The sequence below is a fragment of the Micromonospora sp. WMMB482 genome (assembly GCF_019038635.1).
GTDB classification, from domain to species: domain Bacteria; phylum Actinomycetota; class Actinomycetes; order Mycobacteriales; family Micromonosporaceae; genus Micromonospora; species Micromonospora marina.
This window is the reverse complement of sequence record NZ_JAHOPD010000020.1, coordinates 4,504,098-4,523,689: the sequence shown is the minus strand read 5'-3', so window position 1 is coordinate 4,523,689 and position 19,592 is coordinate 4,504,098. Positions and strand designations below refer to the sequence as shown.

Sequence of the window (19,592 nt, the reverse complement as noted above, 5' to 3'; positions counted from 1 at the left end):
GGAACATCCGTGACCCGATCCCGTCGTCGGCTCGCCGCGCTCGCGGCCACCACGCTGGCGCTCACCGGCCTCACCGCCGGCCCGGCGAGCGCCGAGGTGCCGCCGGACGCCCCCGAACAACTCCGCAACGGCGACTTCAGCGCCGGTGTCTCACCCTGGTTCTCGTACGGCACCGGCGACCTCGCGGTCGTCGACGGCCGCCTCTGCACCTCCGTGGCGGCGGGCACCGCCAACCCGTGGGACGCCGGCATCGGCCAGGACGCGGTGCCGCTGACCCAGGGCGCCGAGTACGAACTGTCCTTCGACGTCTCCGCGACCCCCGGCGCGGCCGTCAAGGCGGTGCTCCAGCTCGGCAGCGCCCCCTACACCACGTACGCCAGTGTCGACGCGACAGCCACCGGCACCGCGCAGCGCGTCACCACCACGTTCACCTCCCCGGCCGACAACCCCACCGCCCAGCTCATCTTCCAGGTCGGCGGCAGCGCCCAGGCGCAGACGTTCTGCCTGGACAACGTATCGCTGCGCGGCGGGGAGCCAGCACCGCCGTACGAGCCGGACACCGGGCCCCGGGTCCGGGTCAACCAGGTCGGCTACCTGCCCGGCGGGCCCAAGCACGCGACTGTCGTCACCGAGGCCACCGAGGCCCTGCCGTGGCAGCTCAAGTCCGCCGCCGGCACCGTGGTCGCCAGCGGGCAGACCACGCCGCGCGGCACCGACGCCGCCTCCGCGCAGAACGTGCAGACCGCCGACTTCTCCGCGTACCGCACGCCGGGCACCGGCTACACGTTGACAGTGGACGGCGAGACCAGTCACCCGTTCGACATCTCCGGCGCGCTCTACGACCGGCTGCGCGCCGACTCGCTCCAGTTCTTCTACGCCCAGCGCAGTGGCATCGCCATCGACGGCGACCTGATCGGCGAGGAGTACGCCCGCCCGGCCGGCCACCTCGGCGTCGCGCCGAACCAGGGCGACACCGACGTGCCGTGCCAGGCCGGCGTCTGCGACTACTCGTTGGACGTGCGCGGCGGCTGGTACGACGCGGGTGACCACGGCAAGTACGTCGTCAACGGCGGCATCGCCGCCTACCAGCTGCTGAGCACCTTCGAGCGGACCAAGACCGCCGAGACCGCCGACGGCGGCGCCGCCCTGGGCGACTCCACGCTGCGGCTGCCCGAGCGCGGCAACGACGTGCCGGACGTGCTCGACGAGGCCCGCTGGGAGCTGGAGTTCCTGCTGCGCATGCAGGTGCCGGCCGGCAAGCCGCTGGCCGGGATGGTCCACCACAAGATCCACGACCGGAACTGGACCGGCCTGCCGCTGCAGCCCGAGGACGACCCGCAGCCGCGCGAGCTGCACGCGCCGTCCACCGCCGCCACGCTGAACCTGGCCGCCGTCGCGGCGCAGTGCCAGCGCCTGTACGCCCCGTACGACGCCGCGTTCGCCGCGCGCTGCGGCACCGCAGCGAAGACCGCGTACGCGGCGGCCGAGGCGAACCCGGCGATCTACGCCCCGGCCAGCGACAGCACCGGCGGCGGCGCGTACGACGACACGAACGTCACCGACGAGTTCTACTGGGCCGCGGCCGAGCTGTGGCTGACCACCGGCGACAAGGCGTACCTGGCCGACGTCACCGGCTCGCCGCTGCACACCGCCGACGTGTTCGCCGCCGGTGGAGCGTTCGGCTGGCAGAGCGTCGCCGCGCTGGGCCGCCTGGACCTGGCCACCGTGCCGAACACGCTGCCGGCCGGGGAGAAGACGCGCGTCCGCGAGTCGATCACCGCCGCCGCCGACCGCTACCTGGCCACGATCGCCGGCCAGGCGTACGGGCTGCCGTTCCCGGGCAGCGCCGACGCCTACGTCTGGGGCAGCAACAGCAACCTGGTCAACAACGCGATCGTGCTGGCGACCGCGTTCGACCTGAGCCGGGACGCGAAGTACCGGGACGGCGCGGTGCAGGCCGCCGACTACCTGTTCGGCCGCAACGCGCTGAACATGTCGTACGTGACCGGGTGGGGCGAGCAGCACGCCCGCAACCAGCACAGCCGGATCTTCGGCCACCAGCTGGACCCGGAACTGCCGCGCCCGCCGGCCGGCTCGCTCGCCGGTGGCCCGAACGCCGCGCTCCAGGACCCGTTCGCGGCGAACCTGCTCGCCGGATGCGCGCCGATGTTCTGCTACATCGACGACATCAACTCGTACGCGACGAACGAGGTGGCGATCAACTGGAACTCGGCGCTGGCGTGGCTCGCGTCGTTCCTGGCCGACCAGGGTGACGCCGGCGCGGTGCCGGCGCCGTCCTGCGCGGTCACCTACACCACGCACGGGAGCTGGCCGTCCGGCTTCACCACGCAGATGACGGTGCGCAACACCGGCACGACGGCGGTGAACGGGTGGAGCCTGCGCTGGGCCTTCCTCGGCGACCAGAAGGTGGGCCACGCCTGGTCGGCGCAGCTCGGCCAGAGCGGCGCCACGGTCACCGCGAAGAACCTGTCCTGGAACGCGAAGCTGGCGCCGGGCGCGTCCACCACGTTCGGCTTCAACGGGACCGCCTCCCGGTTCCCCAATCCGGATCCCGGGCTGGTCACCCTGAACGGCAAGGCCTGCACGGTCTCCTGACCGAGCTGACCGGACGCCATCGCAGGACCGGGTACGGTCCTGCGATGGCGTACCTGTTCCTGCTCGGCGCGATCACCGCCGAGGTGATCGGCACCAGTCTGCTCAAGGCCACCGACGGCTTCACCCGGCTCTGGCCCACCCTCGGCCTCGCCGTGGCGTACCTGTCCGCGTTCGGGCTGCTCTCGCTCGCGGTGAAGGACATCCCGGTCGGCGTCGCGTACGCGGCCTGGTCCGGCCTCGGCACCGCCGCCATCATGGCGATCGGCGCGGCGTTCCTGGGTGAACCGCTGAGCGTGACGAAGGTGGTCGGGGCGGGACTCGTCATCGCCGGGGTGGTGGTGCTCAACCTCGGCGGCGCGCACTGAGCGCGGCCCGGCTCAGCCCGGCCGCCCCGCCGCGCGCAGCAGCCGGAGCTGCCCGATCTCGGCCACGTTCTTCATCAGCTCGGCGTTCACCCACGCGGCCAGGTCCGCGGCGGTGAGCCCCGCGTCGGCGGGCCAGGGGTACGCGGCCGGCCGGTCCAGGCCGGCCCCGGTCAGCCCGTCCAGCGCGTCCGTCCACTCCGCCCGCAGCTCCCGCAGCCAGGCGACCGTGTCGTTGCCCGGCCCGGGCCACCGGATGTCGTCGCGGTCCCGGGCCGGCCGCTGCCGCACGTGGTCGGCGGCGACCGACCACCACCAGCCGATGTGCCAGGTCAGCCAGGCGACGGTGGGCGCCGGGACCGGGTCCGGCTCGGTGTCGGCCCAGTCGGGACGCCATCCGCCGTCCGGGCCCTGGCGCATCGTCCAGCAGAGCGCGGCCGGCTCCCAGAGGAAGTCCGCCGGCTCCAGCCGGTCGAGGTGGTACTCGGCGAGCGCCCAGGTCAGGTCGAACTGCCGGCGCAGCAGGGCGGTCACAGAGGCGGGCACCGCGCGATCGTGGCACGGCCCGCGCCCCCGGTCGACCGGGTTAACGCGCCTCCCGGGAGCGGCGTGTCGCCCCGGAACAGAAGAGTTGCCTCACCGGCGTTATGCCTCTCAGGCATATTTATGACTGAGAGGCATAACGATCAGAACTCATCCTTCCCGCGGTACCTGCCGACCGCGCGTCACCCCGCTTACGAGAATCCGGTGGACTCGCACCGGCACGTGCGCGACCGTGACCCTCGTGGGCAGCGATGCGGAACGTCGGGTGTGGGCGGCAATGCCAGCCGGTAGCCGCGATGCGCTCGCCGCGCTCCCGTCGGCGGACCTGCGAACGCTGCTCCTCGGCGTGGCCCGCGACCGCGCCGGGGCGGTCCGTCCGGCGCAGGTGTTGCGGCGCTGGCGTGAGGACCGGTTCGTCCGGCCGTCCGCGGCCGACCCCCGTGCCCTGTCCCGGGTGGAGGGGCGGATCTGGTCGTTGTTGCCGCCGGATGTGGCCGGGGTGGAGTTGTCGCCGGTGGCGCCACTCGGCACCTGCGCCGCCGTCGCACCGGTCCGCCAGCACCGCATCGTCTCCGCGGTGCGCGGCACGGAGGTGGTCAGCGACCCGACGAACGCGCTGGCGGTGGAAGCTGCGGCGCGGCGCGGCCGGGCCGACGAGGTGCACCTGGCCGCGACGCACAGGGTGCTGCGGGCGCAGGACTTCGGCCCTGGCGCCTCGGCCCACTTCCGTTTGGCGTGCAGTGCTGGCCGACCTGGTTCCGGCCGCAGCACCTCGGCTGCACGTCACGGTCCTGGACGAGATCGTCAGCGACCGGCTCGCCGACACGGTCCGTCCGATGCTCGGTGACGGGCCGGTTCCGCTGCACGACGAGCCCGAGCGGCAACGCGGTCGCGGCTACTACCGGGGTGCGGCGCTTCGGGTCACGGTCCGCGACGGCGAATGGGAGATCGGTGACGGCGGCTTCACCGACTGGACCGCACGGCTGCTCGGCGACGCCAAGGAGCGCTGCCTCATCTCCTGCGTGGCGACGGAACGCCTCGCCGAGGTGGCGGCTCCCGGACGCACCCCGTGACGGGAGACCGCCCGCGAACGACATGCCTTCCGGCCGAGCCCTCGGGTGTGACAGGCGTCGCCGGTTCCGGGGCGCCGCGACGGCCGGCCCACGCCTAGCGTCGATCGCATGGCCCTCGCCGGACCTCGCTGATGGGACGCGTCTCGCCGCTCCCGCCGCCCGGGCCGCTGCGCACCCTCGCGTACGCCACGCTTGTGAACACCGTCGGCGCGGGGCTGTGGCTGGCGGGCGGGGCGCTCTACCTGACCCGGGACGTGGGCCTCTCGGCCACCTCGGTGGGCGCCGGGCTCACAGTCGCCGGGCTGGCCGGGCTGAGCGCGAGCGTGCCGCTGGGCGGGCTGGCCGACCGGTGGGATCCGCGTACGCTCCGGGCCGTCCTCCAGGTGGGTCAGGCGGTCGCCGCGCTCGCGTACCTGCTGGTGGGCTCGTTCCCGGCGTTCCTGGCGGTGGCGGTGCCGGAGGCGCTGCTCGCGGCCGGCAACCTGGCGGTACGGGCGGCGCTCGTCGCGGCCGTGGGCGGCCCGGACGGCCGGGTGCACGCCTTCGCCACGCTAAGGGCGGTGGCGAACCTGGGCATCACCGTCGGTACCGCGCTGGCCGGGATCGCGCTCGCCGTGGACACGCACCGGGCGTACCAGGTGCTGATCGTCGGCAACGCGGCCACCTACCTGCTCTCGGCGGCGCTGCTGCTGCGCCTGCCGCCGCAACCGGCCGCCGGCGGCACGCGACGCACGCCGGGCACGCGACGCACGCCGGACACGCTGCGGCGCGGCGGACGGCGAAGGCCCGGCGGGCCGCTGCGGGACGGACGGTTCCTCGCGGTGAGCGGCACGTCGGCGGTGCTGAGCACGCACGTCACGGTGCTCGTGCTCGTCGTGCCGCTCTGGACGGTGGACCGGACCGGCGCACCGCCACCGGTGGTCTCGGCGGTGCTGCTCGTCAACACAGTCCTCACCGTGCTGCTCGCGGTGCGGCTGAGCCGGGGCGCGGAGCGTGCCGCCCCGGCTGCCCGGAAGCTGCGCCGGGCCGGGCTGGTGCTCGCGGCGGCGGCTCCCCTGTACGCCGTGACCGGCGTCCTGCCGGTGCTCCCGGCGGTCGTCCTGCTGCTCGCCGCCACGGCGGTGTGGACGGTGGGCGACCTGTGGCACAGCGCGGCCGGGGCGGGCCTCGCCTACGACCTGGCCCCGCCTGGTGCGATCGGCGCCTACCAGGGCGCGGACGGCCTGCTGGCCGGGCTGGCCCAGGCGCTCGGCCGAGGCCTGCTCACACTGCTGGTGCTCGGCGGCGGTCCGGCCGGCTGGCTGGTGCTCGGCGGGATCTTCGTCACCGCCGGGCTGGCCGCCCCGGCGCTGGCCCGCCGGGCGGTCGCGGACCGGCCGGTGCCGGAGGCACGACCCGCCGGGGTGCCCGGCTGAGCCCGGTGTAGCAGCATGGCGGGATGACCGACCGGCAGAGCATCACCATCCGCCCGGGTGGACCCGGCGACGCCCCCACGCTGCTGCGGCTGCTCGACAGCGCCACCGCCTGGCTGGCCGAACGCGGGCGTACCGACCAGTGGGGCGCCGAGCCGGCGTCGATCGACCCGCGCCGCATCGCCCAGGCCGACGCGTGGGCGGCCGGTGACGGCCTGCACCTCGCCGAGATCGACGCGACTGTGGTGGGCGCGCTGGTGGTGGGCGCGGCGACCGAGTACGTGCCGCCGGCCACCGAGCCGGAGCTGTACGTGAACCTGCTGGTCACCGACCGGGCATACGCGGGGCGCGGGGTCGGGGCGCGGCTGCTGGCGTACGCGGCGGACCTGGCCCGCGAACGCCGCGTCGGCCTGCTGCGGGTGGACTGCTTCCGCAGCCCGGACCGGGCGCTCGTGCGGTTCTACGAGCGCTGCGGGTTCACCGCCACCGAGCCGTTCGTCGTGGAGCGGCCGGGCCGCCCGACGTGGACCGGGCAGGTGCTGGAGCGCCGGCTCGGCTGAGTCAGCCGATCTCCTCGTCCTCGAAGCACCAGCGCCACGACTCCCCCGGCTGGACCGACCGCATCACCGGGTGCCCGGTGGACTCGAAGTGCTTCGTCGCGTGCTGGTACTGCGAGGAGTCGCAGCAGCCCACGTGCCCGCAGGCCAGGCAGGCACGCAGGTGCACCCAGTCCGGGTTGCCGATGGCCACGCAGTCGGGGCACTCGGTCGTGGTGTCCGGCTCGGCCGTGCCCGCCTCGGCCAGGTGGCGGCAGCTCATTCGACGGCCTCCTGTCGCAGCATGGACTCCTCCAGATCCAGATCACGATAGGCGCGGGTGAGCACCTTCTCCGGGATCTGCCCGGAGTCGCGGGCGGCCCGGAACACCTCCCGCTCCGCGTCGATCATCTCCTGCCGCAGGCGCGCGTACGCCTGGGAGGGGGTTTCCCGTGCGGTGCCGCCGAGCCGTTCCCAGGCCAGGTTCGCGCGGGAGGTGGTCAGCCCGCGCAGGCGTTCCACCACCGCCGCCGGCGCGCCGGCGGCCAGTTCGTCGAGCCGGTCCCGGGCCGCCCGGCTGGCCCGCTGCTGCACTCCGGCGGCGGACAGCGCGTCCTGCACCGGGTCGTCCGGGGGCAGCCGCAGCCGCCGGGCCACCCAGGGCAGCGTGGCGCCCTGCCCGACCAGCGTCGCGACGATCACCGCGAAGGCCAGCCAGATGAGCAACCCGCGCGGGTACGGCGCGTCGTCGGCGAGGGTGAGCGGCAGGCCCAGCGCGGCGGCCAGCGTCACCACGCCCCGCATGCCGGCCCAGCCGATGACGACCGGGAACTGCACCGGCGGCGCCGGGTCGCGCCGGCGGATCCGGGGCACGAGCCGGGCCAGGTAGGTGGCCGGGAACACCCAGACGAACCGGGCCAGGAAGACCGCGGCCAGCACCGCCGCGGTGATCGCCGCCAGCGATCCGAACGGCTCGTCGAGGTCACGGACCACCTCCGGCAGTTGCAGGCCGACCAGCAGGAACACCAGTCCTTCGAGGAGGAACCGGATCAGCCGCCAGAACGCGGTCACCTGGAGCCGGGAGGCGGCCGACAGCAGCGTGGGCAGTCTGTGCCCGATGCCGAGGCCGGTCACCACCACCGCGACCACGCCGGAAGCGTGGATCTCCTCGGCGGCGAACACCACGGCGAAGGGCACGATCAGCGACAGCGCGTTGTCCAGCACCGGGTCGGTGGTGCGCTTGTGCAGGTAGCCGAAGACCACCACGCCCAGCAGGCCGACCAGGATGCCGCCGCCGGCCGCGACGACCACCTCCCGGGCCACGTAGCCGGCGCCGACGCCGCCCGTGGTGGCGGTCGCCGCGACGATGGCCACCCGCAGCAGCACCAGCGCGGTGGCGTCGTTGACCAGGCTCTCGCCCTCCAGGATGGTGACGACCCGCCGGGGCAGGCCGACGCGCCGGGCCACGGCGGTGGCGGCGACCGCGTCCGGCGGTGCCACCACCGCGCCGAGCGCCAGGCAGATCGCGTACGGCAGCTCGGGCAGGAACAAGTGCACGACGGTGCCCACGACGAACGCGGTGAAGATGACCAGCCCGACCGCGAGCAGCAGGATCGGCCGTAGGTTGAGCCGGAACGCCGGCACCGACGTCTCCAGCGCCGCCACGTAGAGCAGCGGCGGCAGGATGCCCACCAGCACCAGGTCCGGGTCCAGCCGCACGTGCGGGAAGAACGGCAGGAAGGACAACGCGAGGCCGAGCACGACCAGCAGGATCGGCGCCAGCAGGCCGAGCCGGCGGGCCAGCGCCGCACCGAAGGTCGCGATGGCCAGGAAGACCACGACCTCGAACAGAGCATCCACGAACGACGAGCCTAGGCGCCGGAGGGCCGGAGTGTGATCAGGCGGCGGAGCGCAGCTTCGGCAGCACCCCGGTGCCGAACGTGTCGATGAACGCGCGCTGCTCCTGCCCGACGTGGTGCAGGGCGATCTGGTCGAAGCCCAGCGCCACGTACTCCTCCAGCCAGCCGGTGTGCCGGCCCAGGTCGGCGGAGACGTTCACGGACTCGGCGACCTTGGACATCGGCACGGTGGCGCTCGCCACGTCGAAGTGCTCGGGGGTCTCCAGATCCCAGCAGACCGGCGGCGCGAACACGTTGCTGCGCCACTGCTCGTACGCGATCGCCTCGGCCTGCTCCTGCTCGGGCGCCCAGCTCACGTGCACCTGGAGGTGCAGCGGGCCGCGCCCGCCCGCGTCCCGGTAGGCGTCGATCATCCGCCGCAGGTGCTCCACCGGCGCGTTGACGGTGATCAGCCCGTCCGCCCACTCGGCGCACCAGCGCGCGGTGGCGACGCTGACGGCGGCGCCGACCAGCGCGGGCGGCTCCTCCGGCCGGGTCCACAGCTTCGCCCGGTCCACCGTGACGAGGCCGTCGTGGCTGACCTCCTCGCCGGCCAGCAGCGCCCGGATCACGTCCACGCACTCGCGCAGCCGGGCACTACGGACGTCCTTGCGCGGCCAGCCCTGACCGGTGATGTGCTCGTTCGACGCCTCCCCGGTGCCCAGCGCGGCCCAGAACCGGCCCGGGTACATGGCGCCGAGCGTGCCGATGGCCTGCGCGATGACGGCCGGGTGGTAACGCTGGCCGGGCGCGTTCACCACGCCGAAGGACAGGTTCGTGGCCTGGAGCGCGGCGCCGAGCCAGGACCAGGCGAACCCGGACTGGCCCTGCCGCTCGCTCCACGGCGAGAAGTGGTCGGAGCACATGGCCGCGTCGAACCCGGCGCGTTCGGCGTGGATCACCGCCTCCAGCAGCCGGGCCGGGTGGATCTGCTCGTGGGATGCGTGGAAGCCGAACGCCGTCATGGTCGCCAGTCCTACCCACCCCGGTCCGGATGTAAGCAGGGGCCCCTTCTTAACGCCTCCGGTAGAGGAAGGGCCCCCTGTTAACACCTCTACTCGGAGTGCGCGCCGGCGCCCGCGCCGGCCTCGCCCGCACCGATCCACACGGTCTTGGTGTTGCAGAACTCGCGCATGCCGGCGGCGGACAGCTCGCGGCCGTACCCGGAGTTCTTCACACCGCCGAACGGCAGCTCCGGATAGGACGTGGTCATGCCATTGATGAACACGTTGCCCGCGTCCAGGTCGACGGCGAAGCGCTCCTGCTCGGCCGGGTCGTTGGTCCAGGCGTTGGAGCCGAGGCCGAAGCTGGTGCCGTTGGCGACGGCGATCGCCTCGTCGTACGAGCCGACCCGGTAGAGCCCGGCGACCGGCCCGAACACCTCCTCGGCCCACATCCGCATCTCCGGGCGCAGGTCGGTGACCACGGTCGGCGGGTAGTACCAGCCGTCCCCGGCCGGCTTCTCGCCGCCGCAGAGCACCGTCGCGCCCTGGTCCGCCGCGTCGCTGACCTGGGCGTGGACCTCGTCGCGGCCCCGCTCGCTGGCCAGCGGGCCGACGTCGGTGCCGTCGTCCATCGGGTCGCCGACGCGCAGCGCCGCCATCCGGGCGGCGAACTTCTCGGCGAACGCGTCGAACACGTCGGTGTGCACGATGAACCGCTTCGCGGCGATGCAGGACTGCCCGTTGTTCTGGCAGCGGGCGGTGGTGGCGACCTCGGCGGCGGCGTCCAGGTCGGCCGAGGGCATCACCACGAACGGGTCGCTGCCGCCCAGCTCCAGCACCGTCTTCTTGATCTCCCGGCCGGCGATCTGGGCGATGGACCGGCCCGCCGGCTCGCTGCCGGTGAGCGTGGCGGCGCGGACGCGGGGGTCGCTGAGGATCCGGTCGACCGCGTCGGAGCCGACCAGCAGCGTGGTGAACGCGCCCTCGGGGAAACCAGCCCGGCGGAACAGGTCCTCCAGGTAGAGCGCGGTCTGCGGCACGTTCGACGCGTGCTTGAGCAGGCCGGTGTTGCCGGCCATCAGGGCCGGGGCGGCGAACCGCATCACCTGCCACAGGGGGAAGTTCCACGGCATCACCGCGAGCACCGGGCCGATCGGCTGGTAGCGCACGTACGCCCGCTTCGCCTTGACCGCGGCGGCGTCGGCCGGCTCGTCGGCGAGCATCCGGGGCGCGTTCTCGGCGTAGAAGCGGCAGGCGGTCGCACACTTGGTGACCTCGGCCTTCGCGGCGGCGTACGTCTTGCCCATCTCGGTGGTCATCAGCCGGGCCGTCTCGTCGCGCTCGGCGTCGAGCAGGTCGGCGGCGGCGGTGAGCCACCGGGCCCGCTGCGCGATGGTGGTGTCGCGCAACTGGCGGAAGGCGAGGTCGGCCCGCTCGATGGCGGCGTCGATCTGCTCGTCCGACATCGCCTCGTACGTCTTGAGCACCTGTCCGGTGGCGGGATTGGTGGTGGCGATGGGCATGTCGTACTCCTGTCACTCGAACAGCGAGTGCCGCACGCCCGGCTCCTCCCGGCGGCGCGCGGCGCGGCGGCGCTGGATCACGACCAGGTCGACCACCGCCACCACGGCGAGCAGCACGCACACGACACCCAGCCAGACGATCTCCGCGCCGAACGCGAGCACCGCGAAGACGGTCATCACGACCAGACCGAACGTGGCGAGCGCGAGCCGCAGGTTCAGGGCGCTGTTGGCGTGGCCGACCGTGCCGCGGGCGCGGCGGGGCTGTGATCGGGTCATTCCTGGGGGCTACCCCGGCACGGGCGGGGATAACCGGCCGGCGCGGGAACACCGGTGATCCGGGACACCCGGCGGGCAGCCGCCGGATGCTCCCGGCGGGCGGGTGCGTTACATCGGTGCGCCGGTACCGGCGGAGATCCCGCGGACGGTGGAGAGGATGGCATGACCACGACGCAGGCCGTACCCGTGACCGTCGCCGTGTCCCGGCGCGCCGACCCGGCGCGTACCGACGAGGTGGTGGCGTGGATGCGGGCGGGAACGGCGCTCGCGGAGAGCTTCCCGGGCTTCCTCGGCGCCGGTTTCGTCCGCAGCGCCCCCGATTCCGGCGAGTGGCACGTGATGTACCGCTTCGCCGACGCGGACACGCTGCGCGACTGGGAGGACTCGCCGCAGCGGCGCTGGTGGCTCGGCTCGGCGCAGGGCATCGTCGAGCACACCCGGGTGGAACGGCGCACCGGCATCGAGGGGTGGTTCGACCCGCCGGTGGACCACGTGGTCGAGACGTTCGGCGAGCCCGAGCCCGAGCCGGCCGCGCCGCCGCGCTGGAAGCAGGCGGTCACGATCTGGCTGGCGTTCTTCCCGCTCAGCCTGGCCGCCACGCTGCTGACCACCCGGTTCCTCGCCGGTGTGCCGCTGGCCGGGCGGACGCTGCTGATGACGCTCGTGCTCACCCCGCTGATGACCTATCTGGTGCTGCCCCGGATCACCCGGGCGCTGCACCGGTGGCTGCACGGCCGGCCTGCGCCGACACGACAGATGTGAACGACTGTGGTCGATGCCGATAGCCGACAGAACCGCCGCCGGGGCCCCGCCGCGGCATAGGGTCGACGCGCCCGTTGCCGCCGCCGGACGGGGGACCGATGAGACGCTGGACCGCCGCGCTGGCCTGCCTGGCGGCGCTCGTCGCGCTCGCCTGTGACGGCTCCGGCGAGGCGTCGCCCCGGCCGTCCGGCACACCCCGCCCCGGCGAACCCCGGGTGCTGGCCGCGCTCGGCGACTCGGTCACCAGCGGCTACGGCTCCTGCCTGGTGCTGGTGAGCTGCGAACGCAACTCCTGGTCGACCGGGGACGGCCTGCGGGTGGAGAGCCTCTACCGGCGGCTGCGCGCCGACGCGCCGGGGCTGCGGGCGTCCAACCGGGCGGTGCCCGGGGCTCGCGCGTCCGCGCTGGCCGGCCAGGCCCGGTCGGCGGTCCGCGACCAGGCCGACCTGGTCACCGTGCTGATCGGCGCGAACGACGCCTGCCGGGGCGACGTCGGCGACATGACGCCTGTCGCGACGTTCCGCGACCAGGTCGACGCGGCCCTGGCGGTGCTGCGCGAGGGCCGGCCGAAGGCCCGGGTGCTGGTGGTCAGCATCCCGGACCTGTACCGGCTCTGGCAGGTCGGGCACACCGAACCCCGCGCCGTGCGGGCCTGGTCGCGGGGCGTCTGCCCGTCGCTGCTCGCCGACGCCACCTCGGCCGCGCCCGCCGCTGTCGCCCGCCGGGCCCGCGTCAGGGACCGGATCGAGGCGTACGACGGGCAGCTGCGCGCCGCCTGCCGGGCGTACGGGTCACGCTGCCGCTGGGACGGCGGCGCGGTGCACCGCCACCGCTTCACCCTGGACCAGGTGAACGCGCTGGACTGGTTCCACCCGAACGCGGCCGGGCAGGGCCGGCTGGCCGAGGTGGCCTGGAACGCCTCCGGCTGGTCAGGGCCGGCGCGGACCCGGTAGCTGCCGGGGACCGGCGGCGCGGTAGAGGGCGCGGGTGCGGTCGGCCAGTTCCTTCGTGGCCGACGAGTTCGCCCAGGTGCCGAGCACGATCGCCGCGCCCGGCACGACCTTGGCGAACATCCGTTTGGCGGCGCGCACCCCGGCCATCCGGGCCAGCCGGACGCCGAGCTGGAGCATCACCCGGCCCAGCGCCCGGTCACCGGCGGAGCCGAACAACGCCCCGGCCCGCTCCCGCCCTGCGGCCACCCCCAGCGCGAGACGGGCCGTCTCGGCGACCTTGTGCACCCGCTGGAGCACCAGCAGGTCGGTGGCCCGGTCGGGGTGCGTCGGGTCGGCGCCGTAGGCGGCCGCGACGTGCAGCACCAGCCGGGCCTGGGTCCAGGCCAGCACGCCCACGTCGATCACCGCGCCGGGCAGCCCGGCCGCGCCGGACACCGCGCCGGAGAGCCGGGCGTGGTTGACGAACTTGCGGACCGCCTGGTCGGCGAGCTGCTCCGGCGGCGCGTCCGGCCGCAGCGCCCGCTCCCGGGCGGCCCACTGCGCGGCCTCCGGGCCGAGCCGGCGGACCGCCTCCAGGGCGAGGTGCTCCGGCGCGTACTGCGGGTCGTCCCGCATCCGGTCCCACAGCTTGGCCGGTGGCGCCTCGGGCGCCTCCACCGGTGGGACGGGGGCGGCGGGGACGGCGTTGGGCTCCCCGTCGACGGGGGCGGGGTCGGTCACGAAGGGCTCCGGAGACTCGTGCGGCGGGGTGACGCGGGTCAGCGCCGGCGCGACTGCAGCCGGGACGCGATCTGCCGCAGCCGGGCCTGGTTCTCCGGCTTCGACATCTCACGCCGGCCGCGATCGACCAACTGCTGGCCCCGCGGCGACCGCAGGAAGGCGGTGATTCGTTGCATCAGCGACATGAGAGTCCTCCCGTCCCGCGGTCCCCTTCATGTGTACCTGGGACCGGCAAGCCCCTGATACCCGAATCGGCCCTTCGGCAACCACCCGTCCGGGTCAGCCCAGGATCTCGGCCACCACCTCGCCGGCCCGCCACTCGTGCTGGGCGTACGCGTCCGGGAACGCCGAGATCTGCACCGCCTGCGCGGCCACCGAGAGCGGGAGGTTCTGCCAGCCGGGGATCTCCGCCAGCGCGGACAGGAACGCCTTGGTCGCGTACTCGGGGTCCATGAGCTGCTCGACGGTGCCCCAGCCGCTGCTCGGACGCTGCTGGAACAGCCCGACCGAGTCGTGGTCCCAGCCGATCGCCTGGTGCGGGTAGCTCTGCGACTCGGGCAGCACGCCGCTGGCGTAGTTGAGCAGGGTGCTCTCCTGCATGGCGGTCGCCACCGCGATGACCAGGGCGCGGCGCGGCACGCCCATCTCCTTGCCGGCCTGCACGATCTTCTTGGCGTTGTTCATCTGGGTGCGGTCCAGCCCGGCGACCGGGACGATCTGCCGGACCGTCTTCTTCGGCTTGGGCTTGGCGGTCGCCTTCGGGCTGGCCGTCACGGAGGGGCTGGCGCTGGGGGTGGTGGGGGCGGTGCTCGGCCGGGCCATGGCACGGGAGGCCGGGTCGACCGCCGCGCGCTCGGCGACCTCCGCCGAGGGCGCCGGGGCGGCGGCCCGGTCCGGCGCGCCGAAGCCGGCCTGGCTGGCGCCGACCAGGCCCAGGCAGCAGGCCGCGCCGGTGGCGACCGCCAGCTTCGTCCGGCCGGGCCGGGCGTTCGTGGGTGCCCAGAAGCGGGTACGCCGGACCAGTCCCCGGAGTGTGGCCAACCGGTTGGCGGAGGGAGTATCGTCCGAACGGTCAGCCGTGCGGCCGGAGCCGAGCGGGTCGTCGAGGTTGCCGTCGTTACGCATCCGACGAGGCTAGGCAGGGCAAACCGGGATCACCCAGGCCGAAAGGGTGGCCCTCACCACACTTCGGCCGGTCCGGACCGGACGAGCCGCCCCAGCCCGGGGCGGTGCACCACGGACCTCGGATACCGGACCAATCGCCCGGGCGCCGGCGCGCGCAGCGGCCTGGGCAGGAACGCCGCAGACCTCCCGGTCCCACCCGATGATCGACTAACTCGTCCGTTCGGACGATCGGGATATGGGCCGCCGGACCGGGGCGTAGCCGAATCGTGATCATCATCCGGGCATCGGACGTGGCCGTAACGGAATGGACCACCCACCCCGGTACGTTGGCCGAACCGGGGAGGCCGGACGCTCGGCGCTCCCCGTACGCGTCGACAGGGAGGATCCCACCGGTGCTCGATCCACACGAGCTCTACGAACTCACCGACGAGCTGCCCGAGCTCGGCCAGCCGGTGCTGATCCAGGCGCTCACCGGCTTCGTCGACGCCGGCAACGCCACCCGGCTGGCCCGGGAACAGCTCCTCACCTCGCTCGACGCCCGGGTGATCGCCCGCTTCGACGTGGACCAGGTCTACGACTACCGCTCCCGCCGCCCGGTGATGACGTTCGTCGAGGACCACTGGGAGTCCTACGACGCCCCGGCGCTGGAGCTGCACCTGCTGCACGACGACGACGAAACCCCGTTCCTGCTGCTCACCGGCCCCGAGCCGGACGTGCAGTGGGAGCGTTTCGTGGCCGCCGTCGCCGGGCTCTGCGCCCGCCTCGACGTCCGGCTCACCGTCGGGCTCAACTCGATCCCGATGGCGGTGCCGCACACCCGGCCCAGCGGCGTCACCGCGCACGCCACCCGTAAGGAACTGATCGCCGGGCACGAGCCGTGGTTGCAGAAGGTGCAGGTGCCGGCCGGCGTCGGGCACCTGCTCGAGTACCGCCTCGGCGAGCAGGGGCGCGACGCCCTCGGCTTCGCCGCGCACGTGCCGCACTACGTGGCCCAGGCCGAGTACCCGGCCGCCGCCGAGGCACTGCTGTCCGCCGTGTCCCGCAGCACCGGCCTGCTGCTGCCCGTCGAGGAGCTGCGGACCGCCGCCGAGGCGGTCCGGGTGGAGATCGACCGCCAGGTCACCCAGACCGAGGAGGCGGCGACGCTGGTCCAGGCGCTGGAGGAGCAGTACGACGCGTTCGCCCGTGGCCGGGGCGAGAAGAGCCTGCTCGCCGGCGAGACCGGGCCGCTGCCCACCGCCGACGAACTCGGCGCCGAGCTGGAACGCTTCCTCGCCGAGCAGACCCGCCCCGGCGACACCCCGGAGCGCTGAGGCGGGCGGGGCGGGCGGGGATGCGGCAGGCTGGGGGCATGCGCCTGGCGACCTGGAACGTCAACTCGGTGAAGGCCCGCCTGCCCCGGCTGCTCGACTGGCTGGCCACCACGAAGCCCGACGTCGTGTGCCTGCAGGAGACCAAGTGCCCCGACGGGGCGTTCCCGGTCGCCGAGGTGGGCGAGCTGGGCTACGAGGTGGCCAGTCACAGCGACGGGCGGTGGAACGGCGTCGCCGTGCTGTCCCGGGTCGGGCTGGCCGACGTGGCGGTCGGTTTCCCGGGCGAGCCAGGGTTCCCCGAGCCCGAGGCCCGCGCCATCTCGGCCACCTGCGACGGGCTGCGGGTCTGGTCGGTGTACGTGCCGAACGGCCGCGCGCCGGACGACCCGCACTACGTGTACAAGCTGGCCTGGTTCGCGGCGCTGCGCGACGCGCTCGAATCGGAGGTGGGCGGCGCGCTGCCGGTGGCCGTCTGCGGTGACTTCAACGTGGCGCCCACCGACGCGGACGTCTGGGATCCCGCGCTGTTCGTCACCTCCACCCACGTCACACCGGCCGAGCGGGCCGCCCTGGCCGCGTTGCGTGACCTGGGGCTGGAGGACGTGGTGCCCACCCCGATGAAGGGGCCGCACCCGTTCACCTACTGGGACTACCGGGCCGGGATGTTCCACCAGAACAAGGGCATGCGGATCGACCTGGTGTACGCCAGCGCGTCGTTCGCCCGCGCGGTCCGTTCCGCGTACGTGGACCGGGAGGCCCGCAAGGGCAAGGGGCCGTCCGATCACGCCCCGATCGTGGTCGACGCGGACCTGGCACCGGCCGTCGAGACGTTCTGAGGGCGGCGCTCGTTAGGGTGGACGCATGGCTGTCGTGAAGATCAACGCGATCGACGTCCCGTCCGGCGCCGGCGAGGAGCTGGAGAAGCGGTTCGCGGCCCGGGCCGGCGCGGTGGAGAACTCCCCCGGTTTCCTCGGCTTCGAGCTGCTGCGCCCGGTCGCCGGAGACACCCGCTACTTCGTGTACACGCGCTGGGAGAGCGAGGAGGCGTACCAGGCGTGGGCGCAGGGCCCGTCCCGGGCCGCGCACGCCGAGGGCGGCGAACCCCGCAAGCCCGTCGCCACCGGCGCCACCCTGCTGGAGTTCGAGGTGGTCCAGCAGGTCCCCGCCAAGCCCTGACCCTCTTTCCCCTTCTCCGCCGCGCCGACCCCGTCGATCATGAAGTTGACGGCGCTCCGCGTCCGTTTTGTCGCCGCCAACTCCATGATCGACGCGGTTGGTCGGCCGGCGGGTGAAGGGCTGGGGCGGGGCGGTCAGCGGGTGAGGGACGCGAAGACGATCACGTTGTCCTGGTAGCCGGTGCGGCCGCCGACCCACTCGCCGCCGCACGTGATCAGGCGCAGCTCGGCCGGACCCGAGTCGCCGTAGACCCGGGCGGCGGGCAGGTTCGCCTTGTCGAAGTACTCGACGCTGTCCACCGTGAAGGTCACCACGCTGCGGTCGGCGCGGGTCACCTGGATCCGGGCGCCCGGCTTGAGCGAACGCAGCCGGTAGAAGACGGCCGGGCCGCTCTTGGTGTCGACGTGGCCCACGATGATCGCCCGGCCCGGGTCGCCGGGCACCGCTCCCCTGTCGTACCAGCCGGTCTGGTCGTCCTCGGTCAGCGGCGGTACGTCCACCGAGCCGTCCTTCGCCTGCCCGACCGGGGTGACCGGCGCGTTGACCTTGATGGCGGGCACCGCCAGGCGTACCGGCCGGCTCGCCGGCTTCCGGACCGGCGCGGCAGCACCCGCGGGGGCCGCCGCACCCGACCCGCTCGACGCGGTCGACGCGTCGGCGAAGTCGAACGGCCCGGCCGTGCGGCCGAGCCCGGCCCCGGTGGCGAACACGCCGACCAGCACCAGCACCACTGCCAGCGGCTTCGACCAGGAGCTGCGGCCCCGGCCCCGTCCACCCGGCGACGCCGGTGGCGGCCCGGCCGGTGGCGGCCCGGCGGGCCCCGGGCGCAGGGCCGGCGCATCGGCCGAGGGCGGGTACCACGGTCGCGACGCGGCGGGCGAGCCGGCCCGGGACGGCCGGGTGGCGTCAGTGGGCGGCGCGGCGGGCGGAGGCAGGGCGAGGAACAGCCGGCCGGAGCGCCGTGCTCCGGCGGGCGGCGGGACGAAGTGCTCGGCCATGGCGGCCTCAGCCTCCGGCGGCGCCGCGGGCGTGCCGGCGGGACGCGGCCACGCCGAGCCCGGCGCCGACCACCGTCACGGCCAGCCCGACGGGCACCAGCAGGCCACCGAGCCCGGGGCCGGCGGTGCCGCCGAAGCCGGTCGCCGGGCCGCGGCTGGGCAGATGACTGGGCTGGTGGGTCGGCTGCCGGGTCGGCTGGCCGTGCTTCACCACCTGGAGCATGGTCGAGGCGGTCTCCCCACCGGGGCACTCCAGCTTGACCCGGTAGTTGCCGGGCCGGGTGCGCTCGTGCACCATCGGCGAGGCGGTGAGCAGGCCGCGCTGCGGCTGCACCTGGATCTTGCCGAACGCGTCCGAGGTCACGATCGCCGGTACGGTGTTGTTCCGGCAGCTCGCCCGGATGCCGACGAGATAACCGGGCGAGACGGTGCCCGGGGTGACCTCCACGAAGATCACGTCGGCCGGGGGCTGTTCCGGCACCGGTTCGGCGGCGCGCGGCGCGGCCTGGGCGGCCACCGCACCGACCAGCGGGGCGGCGCACGCGGCGACCGCGACCAGCAGCGCCTCACGTACCCTGAACGACCCCATGACCCCTCCCGGCGTACGGGATGAATCCTCTCACCCCCGGCCGCACATCACATCCGATGCGGGCTAGGCTCGGGTCGCTGTGACCCTCCCCGACATCGCCGCCGGCCGCATCCGCACCTTCCATCCGCGTCGCGGACGGATGAGCGAGCGGCAGCGCGACGCGCTCACCCGGCTCTGGCCCGCGTACGGCCTCGAGATCGCCGCCCTCGACGGGCCGTGCGATCCGACGGCGCTGTTCGGACGACGGGCGCCGCTGGTGCTGGAGATCGGCTCCGGCATGGGCGACGCCACCGCCGCCATGGCGGCGGCCGACCGGGACCGACACTATCTGGCGGTCGAGGTCCACACGCCGGGAATCGCCAACCTGCTCGACCTGGTGGAACGCCACGGTCTGGACAACGTGCGGGTGGCCGAGGGGGACGCGCTGGACCTGGTCCGGGCCATGCCGGAGGGCTGCCTGGACGCGGTGCACGTCTACTTCCCGGACCCGTGGCCGAAGACCCGCCACCACAAGCGGCGGATCATCGCGCCGGCGCACGTGGCGCTGCTGCGGTCCCGGCTGGCGCCCGGCGGCACGCTGCACTGCGCGACGGACTGGGCCGAGTACGCCGAGTCGATGCGCCAGACGCTCACCGCCGATCCGGAGCTGGCCGACGTGTACGGCGGCTACGCGCCCCGTCCGGCGCACCGGCCGGTGACCAAGTTCGAGCGGCGCGCGCTGACCGCGGGCCGGGAGGTCTTCGACCTGATCCACCGGCGGCGCTGAACCCGGT

22 protein-coding genes are annotated in these 19,592 nt (G+C 74.2%); 11 read left to right on the top strand and 11 right to left on the bottom strand.

Annotated elements, in window-relative coordinates:
* The first annotated feature begins 9 nt into the window (after positions 1-9).
* Positions 10-2,616: a glycoside hydrolase family 9 protein gene (locus KSK32_RS22475; RefSeq protein WP_216932985.1), complete on the top strand. Its 2,607-nt coding sequence runs from the start codon at positions 10-12 to the stop codon at positions 2,614-2,616.
* Between the two features lie 44 nt (positions 2,617-2,660).
* On the top strand, positions 2,661-2,981 hold the full coding sequence (locus KSK32_RS22470) for a multidrug efflux SMR transporter (protein ID WP_216932984.1): 321 nt from the start codon (positions 2,661-2,663) through the stop codon (positions 2,979-2,981).
* Positions 2,982-2,993: 12 nt separating this feature from the next.
* Here the strand turns inward: KSK32_RS22470 and KSK32_RS22465 are convergent, their stop codons facing one another.
* Positions 2,994-3,524: a DinB family protein gene (locus KSK32_RS22465; RefSeq protein WP_216932983.1), complete on the bottom strand. Its 531-nt coding sequence runs from the start codon at positions 3,522-3,524 to the stop codon at positions 2,994-2,996.
* A 737-nt stretch (positions 3,525-4,261) separates the two neighbouring features.
* Here KSK32_RS22465 and KSK32_RS22460 point away from each other — a divergent pair.
* The 3 genes from KSK32_RS22460 (at position 4,262) to KSK32_RS22450 (ending at position 6,566) form a co-directional block, all read left to right on the top strand.
* Positions 4,262-4,594, top strand: coding sequence for a hypothetical protein (locus KSK32_RS22460; protein WP_216932982.1), 333 nt, complete (start codon positions 4,262-4,264; stop codon positions 4,592-4,594).
* Positions 4,595-4,725: 131 nt separating this feature from the next.
* Positions 4,726-6,009 carry an MFS transporter gene (locus tag KSK32_RS22455; RefSeq protein ID WP_216932981.1) on the top strand — a complete coding sequence of 428 codons (1,284 nt, stop codon included), beginning with the start codon at positions 4,726-4,728 and terminating at the stop codon, positions 6,007-6,009.
* A gap of 23 nt (positions 6,010-6,032) precedes the next feature.
* Positions 6,033-6,566 carry a GNAT family N-acetyltransferase gene (locus tag KSK32_RS22450; RefSeq protein ID WP_216932980.1) on the top strand — a complete coding sequence of 178 codons (534 nt, stop codon included), beginning with the start codon at positions 6,033-6,035 and terminating at the stop codon, positions 6,564-6,566.
* 1 nt (position 6,567) lies between these two features.
* On the opposite strand, the gene KSK32_RS22445 is transcribed toward KSK32_RS22450, so the two are convergent.
* The 5 genes from KSK32_RS22445 to KSK32_RS22425 all read right to left on the bottom strand — a co-directional run bounded on the left by KSK32_RS22445 (position 6,568) and on the right by KSK32_RS22425 (position 11,183).
* Positions 6,568-6,825, bottom strand: a complete 258-nt coding sequence (locus tag KSK32_RS22445) for a UBP-type zinc finger domain-containing protein (protein WP_216932979.1) — start codon at positions 6,823-6,825, stop codon at positions 6,568-6,570.
* The gene (locus KSK32_RS22440; protein ID WP_216932978.1) at positions 6,822-8,402 is read right to left on the bottom strand and encodes a Na+/H+ antiporter; all 1,581 of its coding nucleotides are present in this window, start codon (positions 8,400-8,402) and stop codon (positions 6,822-6,824) included. The genes KSK32_RS22445 and KSK32_RS22440 overlap by 4 nt, the downstream gene beginning before the upstream one ends.
* Positions 8,403-8,439: 37 nt before the next feature.
* On the bottom strand, positions 8,440-9,405 hold the full coding sequence (locus KSK32_RS22435) for a TIGR03885 family FMN-dependent LLM class oxidoreductase (protein ID WP_216932977.1): 966 nt from the start codon (positions 9,403-9,405) through the stop codon (positions 8,440-8,442).
* Between the two features lie 89 nt (positions 9,406-9,494).
* The gene (locus KSK32_RS22430) at positions 9,495-10,907 is read right to left on the bottom strand and encodes an NADP-dependent succinic semialdehyde dehydrogenase (protein ID WP_216932976.1); all 1,413 of its coding nucleotides are present in this window, start codon (positions 10,905-10,907) and stop codon (positions 9,495-9,497) included.
* A 12-nt stretch (positions 10,908-10,919) separates the two neighbouring features.
* Complete coding sequence (locus KSK32_RS22425; protein WP_216932975.1) at positions 10,920-11,183, bottom strand: DUF6343 family protein; 264 nt, start codon at positions 11,181-11,183, stop codon at positions 10,920-10,922.
* Positions 11,184-11,345: 162 nt separating this feature from the next.
* On the opposite strand from KSK32_RS22425, the gene KSK32_RS22420 reads away from it, so the two are divergent.
* On the top strand, positions 11,346-11,945 hold the full coding sequence (locus KSK32_RS22420) for an antibiotic biosynthesis monooxygenase (RefSeq protein WP_216932974.1): 600 nt from the start codon (positions 11,346-11,348) through the stop codon (positions 11,943-11,945).
* Between the two features lie 98 nt (positions 11,946-12,043).
* Complete coding sequence (locus KSK32_RS22415) at positions 12,044-12,898, top strand: GDSL-type esterase/lipase family protein (RefSeq protein WP_216932973.1); 855 nt, start codon at positions 12,044-12,046, stop codon at positions 12,896-12,898.
* Here the strand turns inward: KSK32_RS22415 and KSK32_RS22410 are convergent.
* From KSK32_RS22410 to KSK32_RS22400, 3 genes are all read right to left on the bottom strand, one after another.
* Entirely contained in the window at positions 12,875-13,618 is a 744-nt protein-coding gene (locus KSK32_RS22410) for an EcsC family protein (RefSeq protein WP_216932972.1), read from the bottom strand. The genes KSK32_RS22415 and KSK32_RS22410 overlap by 24 nt on opposite strands.
* A 38-nt stretch (positions 13,619-13,656) precedes the next feature.
* On the bottom strand, positions 13,657-13,794 hold the full coding sequence (locus KSK32_RS22405) for a hypothetical protein (protein ID WP_216936522.1): 138 nt from the start codon (positions 13,792-13,794) through the stop codon (positions 13,657-13,659).
* Positions 13,795-13,897: 103 nt separating this feature from the next.
* Complete coding sequence (locus tag KSK32_RS22400) at positions 13,898-14,743, bottom strand: peptidase M23 (RefSeq protein ID WP_216932971.1); 846 nt, start codon at positions 14,741-14,743, stop codon at positions 13,898-13,900.
* A 392-nt stretch (positions 14,744-15,135) separates the two neighbouring features.
* Here KSK32_RS22400 and KSK32_RS22395 point away from each other — a divergent pair, with 392 nt between their 5' ends.
* The 3 genes from KSK32_RS22395 to KSK32_RS22385 are packed head-to-tail and all read left to right on the top strand — an operon-like array spanning position 15,136 to position 17,232.
* Positions 15,136-16,056 (top strand): proteasome assembly chaperone family protein, encoded by a 921-nt coding sequence (locus KSK32_RS22395; protein WP_216932970.1) that lies wholly within the window; start codon positions 15,136-15,138, stop codon positions 16,054-16,056.
* Positions 16,057-16,094: 38 nt separating this feature from the next.
* Positions 16,095-16,892 carry an exodeoxyribonuclease III gene (locus KSK32_RS22390; protein ID WP_216932969.1) on the top strand — a complete coding sequence of 266 codons (798 nt, stop codon included), beginning with the start codon at positions 16,095-16,097 and terminating at the stop codon, positions 16,890-16,892.
* A 25-nt stretch (positions 16,893-16,917) separates the two neighbouring features.
* Positions 16,918-17,232, top strand: coding sequence for an antibiotic biosynthesis monooxygenase (locus KSK32_RS22385; protein WP_018784922.1), 315 nt, complete (start codon positions 16,918-16,920; stop codon positions 17,230-17,232).
* 134 nt (positions 17,233-17,366) lie between these two features.
* Here the strand turns inward: KSK32_RS22385 and KSK32_RS22380 are convergent, their stop codons facing one another.
* Positions 17,367-18,062: a class F sortase gene (locus KSK32_RS22380; protein WP_216936292.1), complete on the bottom strand. Its 696-nt coding sequence runs from the start codon at positions 18,060-18,062 to the stop codon at positions 17,367-17,369.
* 175 nt (positions 18,063-18,237) lie between these two features.
* The gene (locus KSK32_RS22375) at positions 18,238-18,819 is read right to left on the bottom strand and encodes a hypothetical protein (protein ID WP_216932968.1); all 582 of its coding nucleotides are present in this window, start codon (positions 18,817-18,819) and stop codon (positions 18,238-18,240) included.
* Positions 18,820-18,958: 139 nt separating this feature from the next.
* Between KSK32_RS22375 and trmB the strand changes: the two genes are divergently transcribed.
* A complete protein-coding gene (trmB, locus tag KSK32_RS22370) occupies positions 18,959-19,585 on the top strand; it encodes a tRNA (guanosine(46)-N7)-methyltransferase TrmB (protein ID WP_254188419.1) in 627 nt (208 codons plus the stop codon).
* Positions 19,586-19,592 lie beyond the last annotated feature (7 nt).

Bases quoted from the DNA above. Each gene is read 5' to 3' on its own strand.
- KSK32_RS22420 (WP_216932974.1), top strand. From the start codon at position 11,346: ATGACCACGACGCAGGCCGTACCCGTGACCGTCGCCGTGTCCCGGCGC.
- KSK32_RS22385 (WP_018784922.1), top strand. From the start codon at position 16,918: ATGGCTGTCGTGAAGATCAACGCGATCGACGTCCCGTCCGGCGCCGGC.
- KSK32_RS22470 (WP_216932984.1), top strand. From the start codon at position 2,661: ATGGCGTACCTGTTCCTGCTCGGCGCGATCACCGCCGAGGTGATCGGC.
- KSK32_RS22455 (WP_216932981.1), top strand. From the start codon at position 4,726: ATGGGACGCGTCTCGCCGCTCCCGCCGCCCGGGCCGCTGCGCACCCTC.
- KSK32_RS22435 (WP_216932977.1), bottom strand. From the start codon at position 9,405: ATGACGGCGTTCGGCTTCCACGCATCCCACGAGCAGATCCACCCGGCC.
- KSK32_RS22405 (WP_216936522.1), bottom strand. From the start codon at position 13,794: ATGCAACGAATCACCGCCTTCCTGCGGTCGCCGCGGGGCCAGCAGTTG.
- KSK32_RS22425 (WP_216932975.1), bottom strand. From the start codon at position 11,183: ATGACCCGATCACAGCCCCGCCGCGCCCGCGGCACGGTCGGCCACGCC.
- KSK32_RS22430 (WP_216932976.1), bottom strand. From the start codon at position 10,907: ATGCCCATCGCCACCACCAATCCCGCCACCGGACAGGTGCTCAAGACG.
- KSK32_RS22400 (WP_216932971.1), bottom strand. From the start codon at position 14,743: ATGCGTAACGACGGCAACCTCGACGACCCGCTCGGCTCCGGCCGCACG.
- KSK32_RS22415 (WP_216932973.1), top strand. From the start codon at position 12,044: ATGAGACGCTGGACCGCCGCGCTGGCCTGCCTGGCGGCGCTCGTCGCG.
- trmB (WP_254188419.1), top strand. From the start codon at position 18,959: ATGAGCGAGCGGCAGCGCGACGCGCTCACCCGGCTCTGGCCCGCGTAC.
- KSK32_RS22450 (WP_216932980.1), top strand. From the start codon at position 6,033: ATGACCGACCGGCAGAGCATCACCATCCGCCCGGGTGGACCCGGCGAC.
- KSK32_RS22375 (WP_216932968.1), bottom strand. From the start codon at position 18,819: ATGGGGTCGTTCAGGGTACGTGAGGCGCTGCTGGTCGCGGTCGCCGCG.
- KSK32_RS22445 (WP_216932979.1), bottom strand. From the start codon at position 6,825: ATGAGCTGCCGCCACCTGGCCGAGGCGGGCACGGCCGAGCCGGACACC.
- KSK32_RS22390 (WP_216932969.1), top strand. From the start codon at position 16,095: ATGCGCCTGGCGACCTGGAACGTCAACTCGGTGAAGGCCCGCCTGCCC.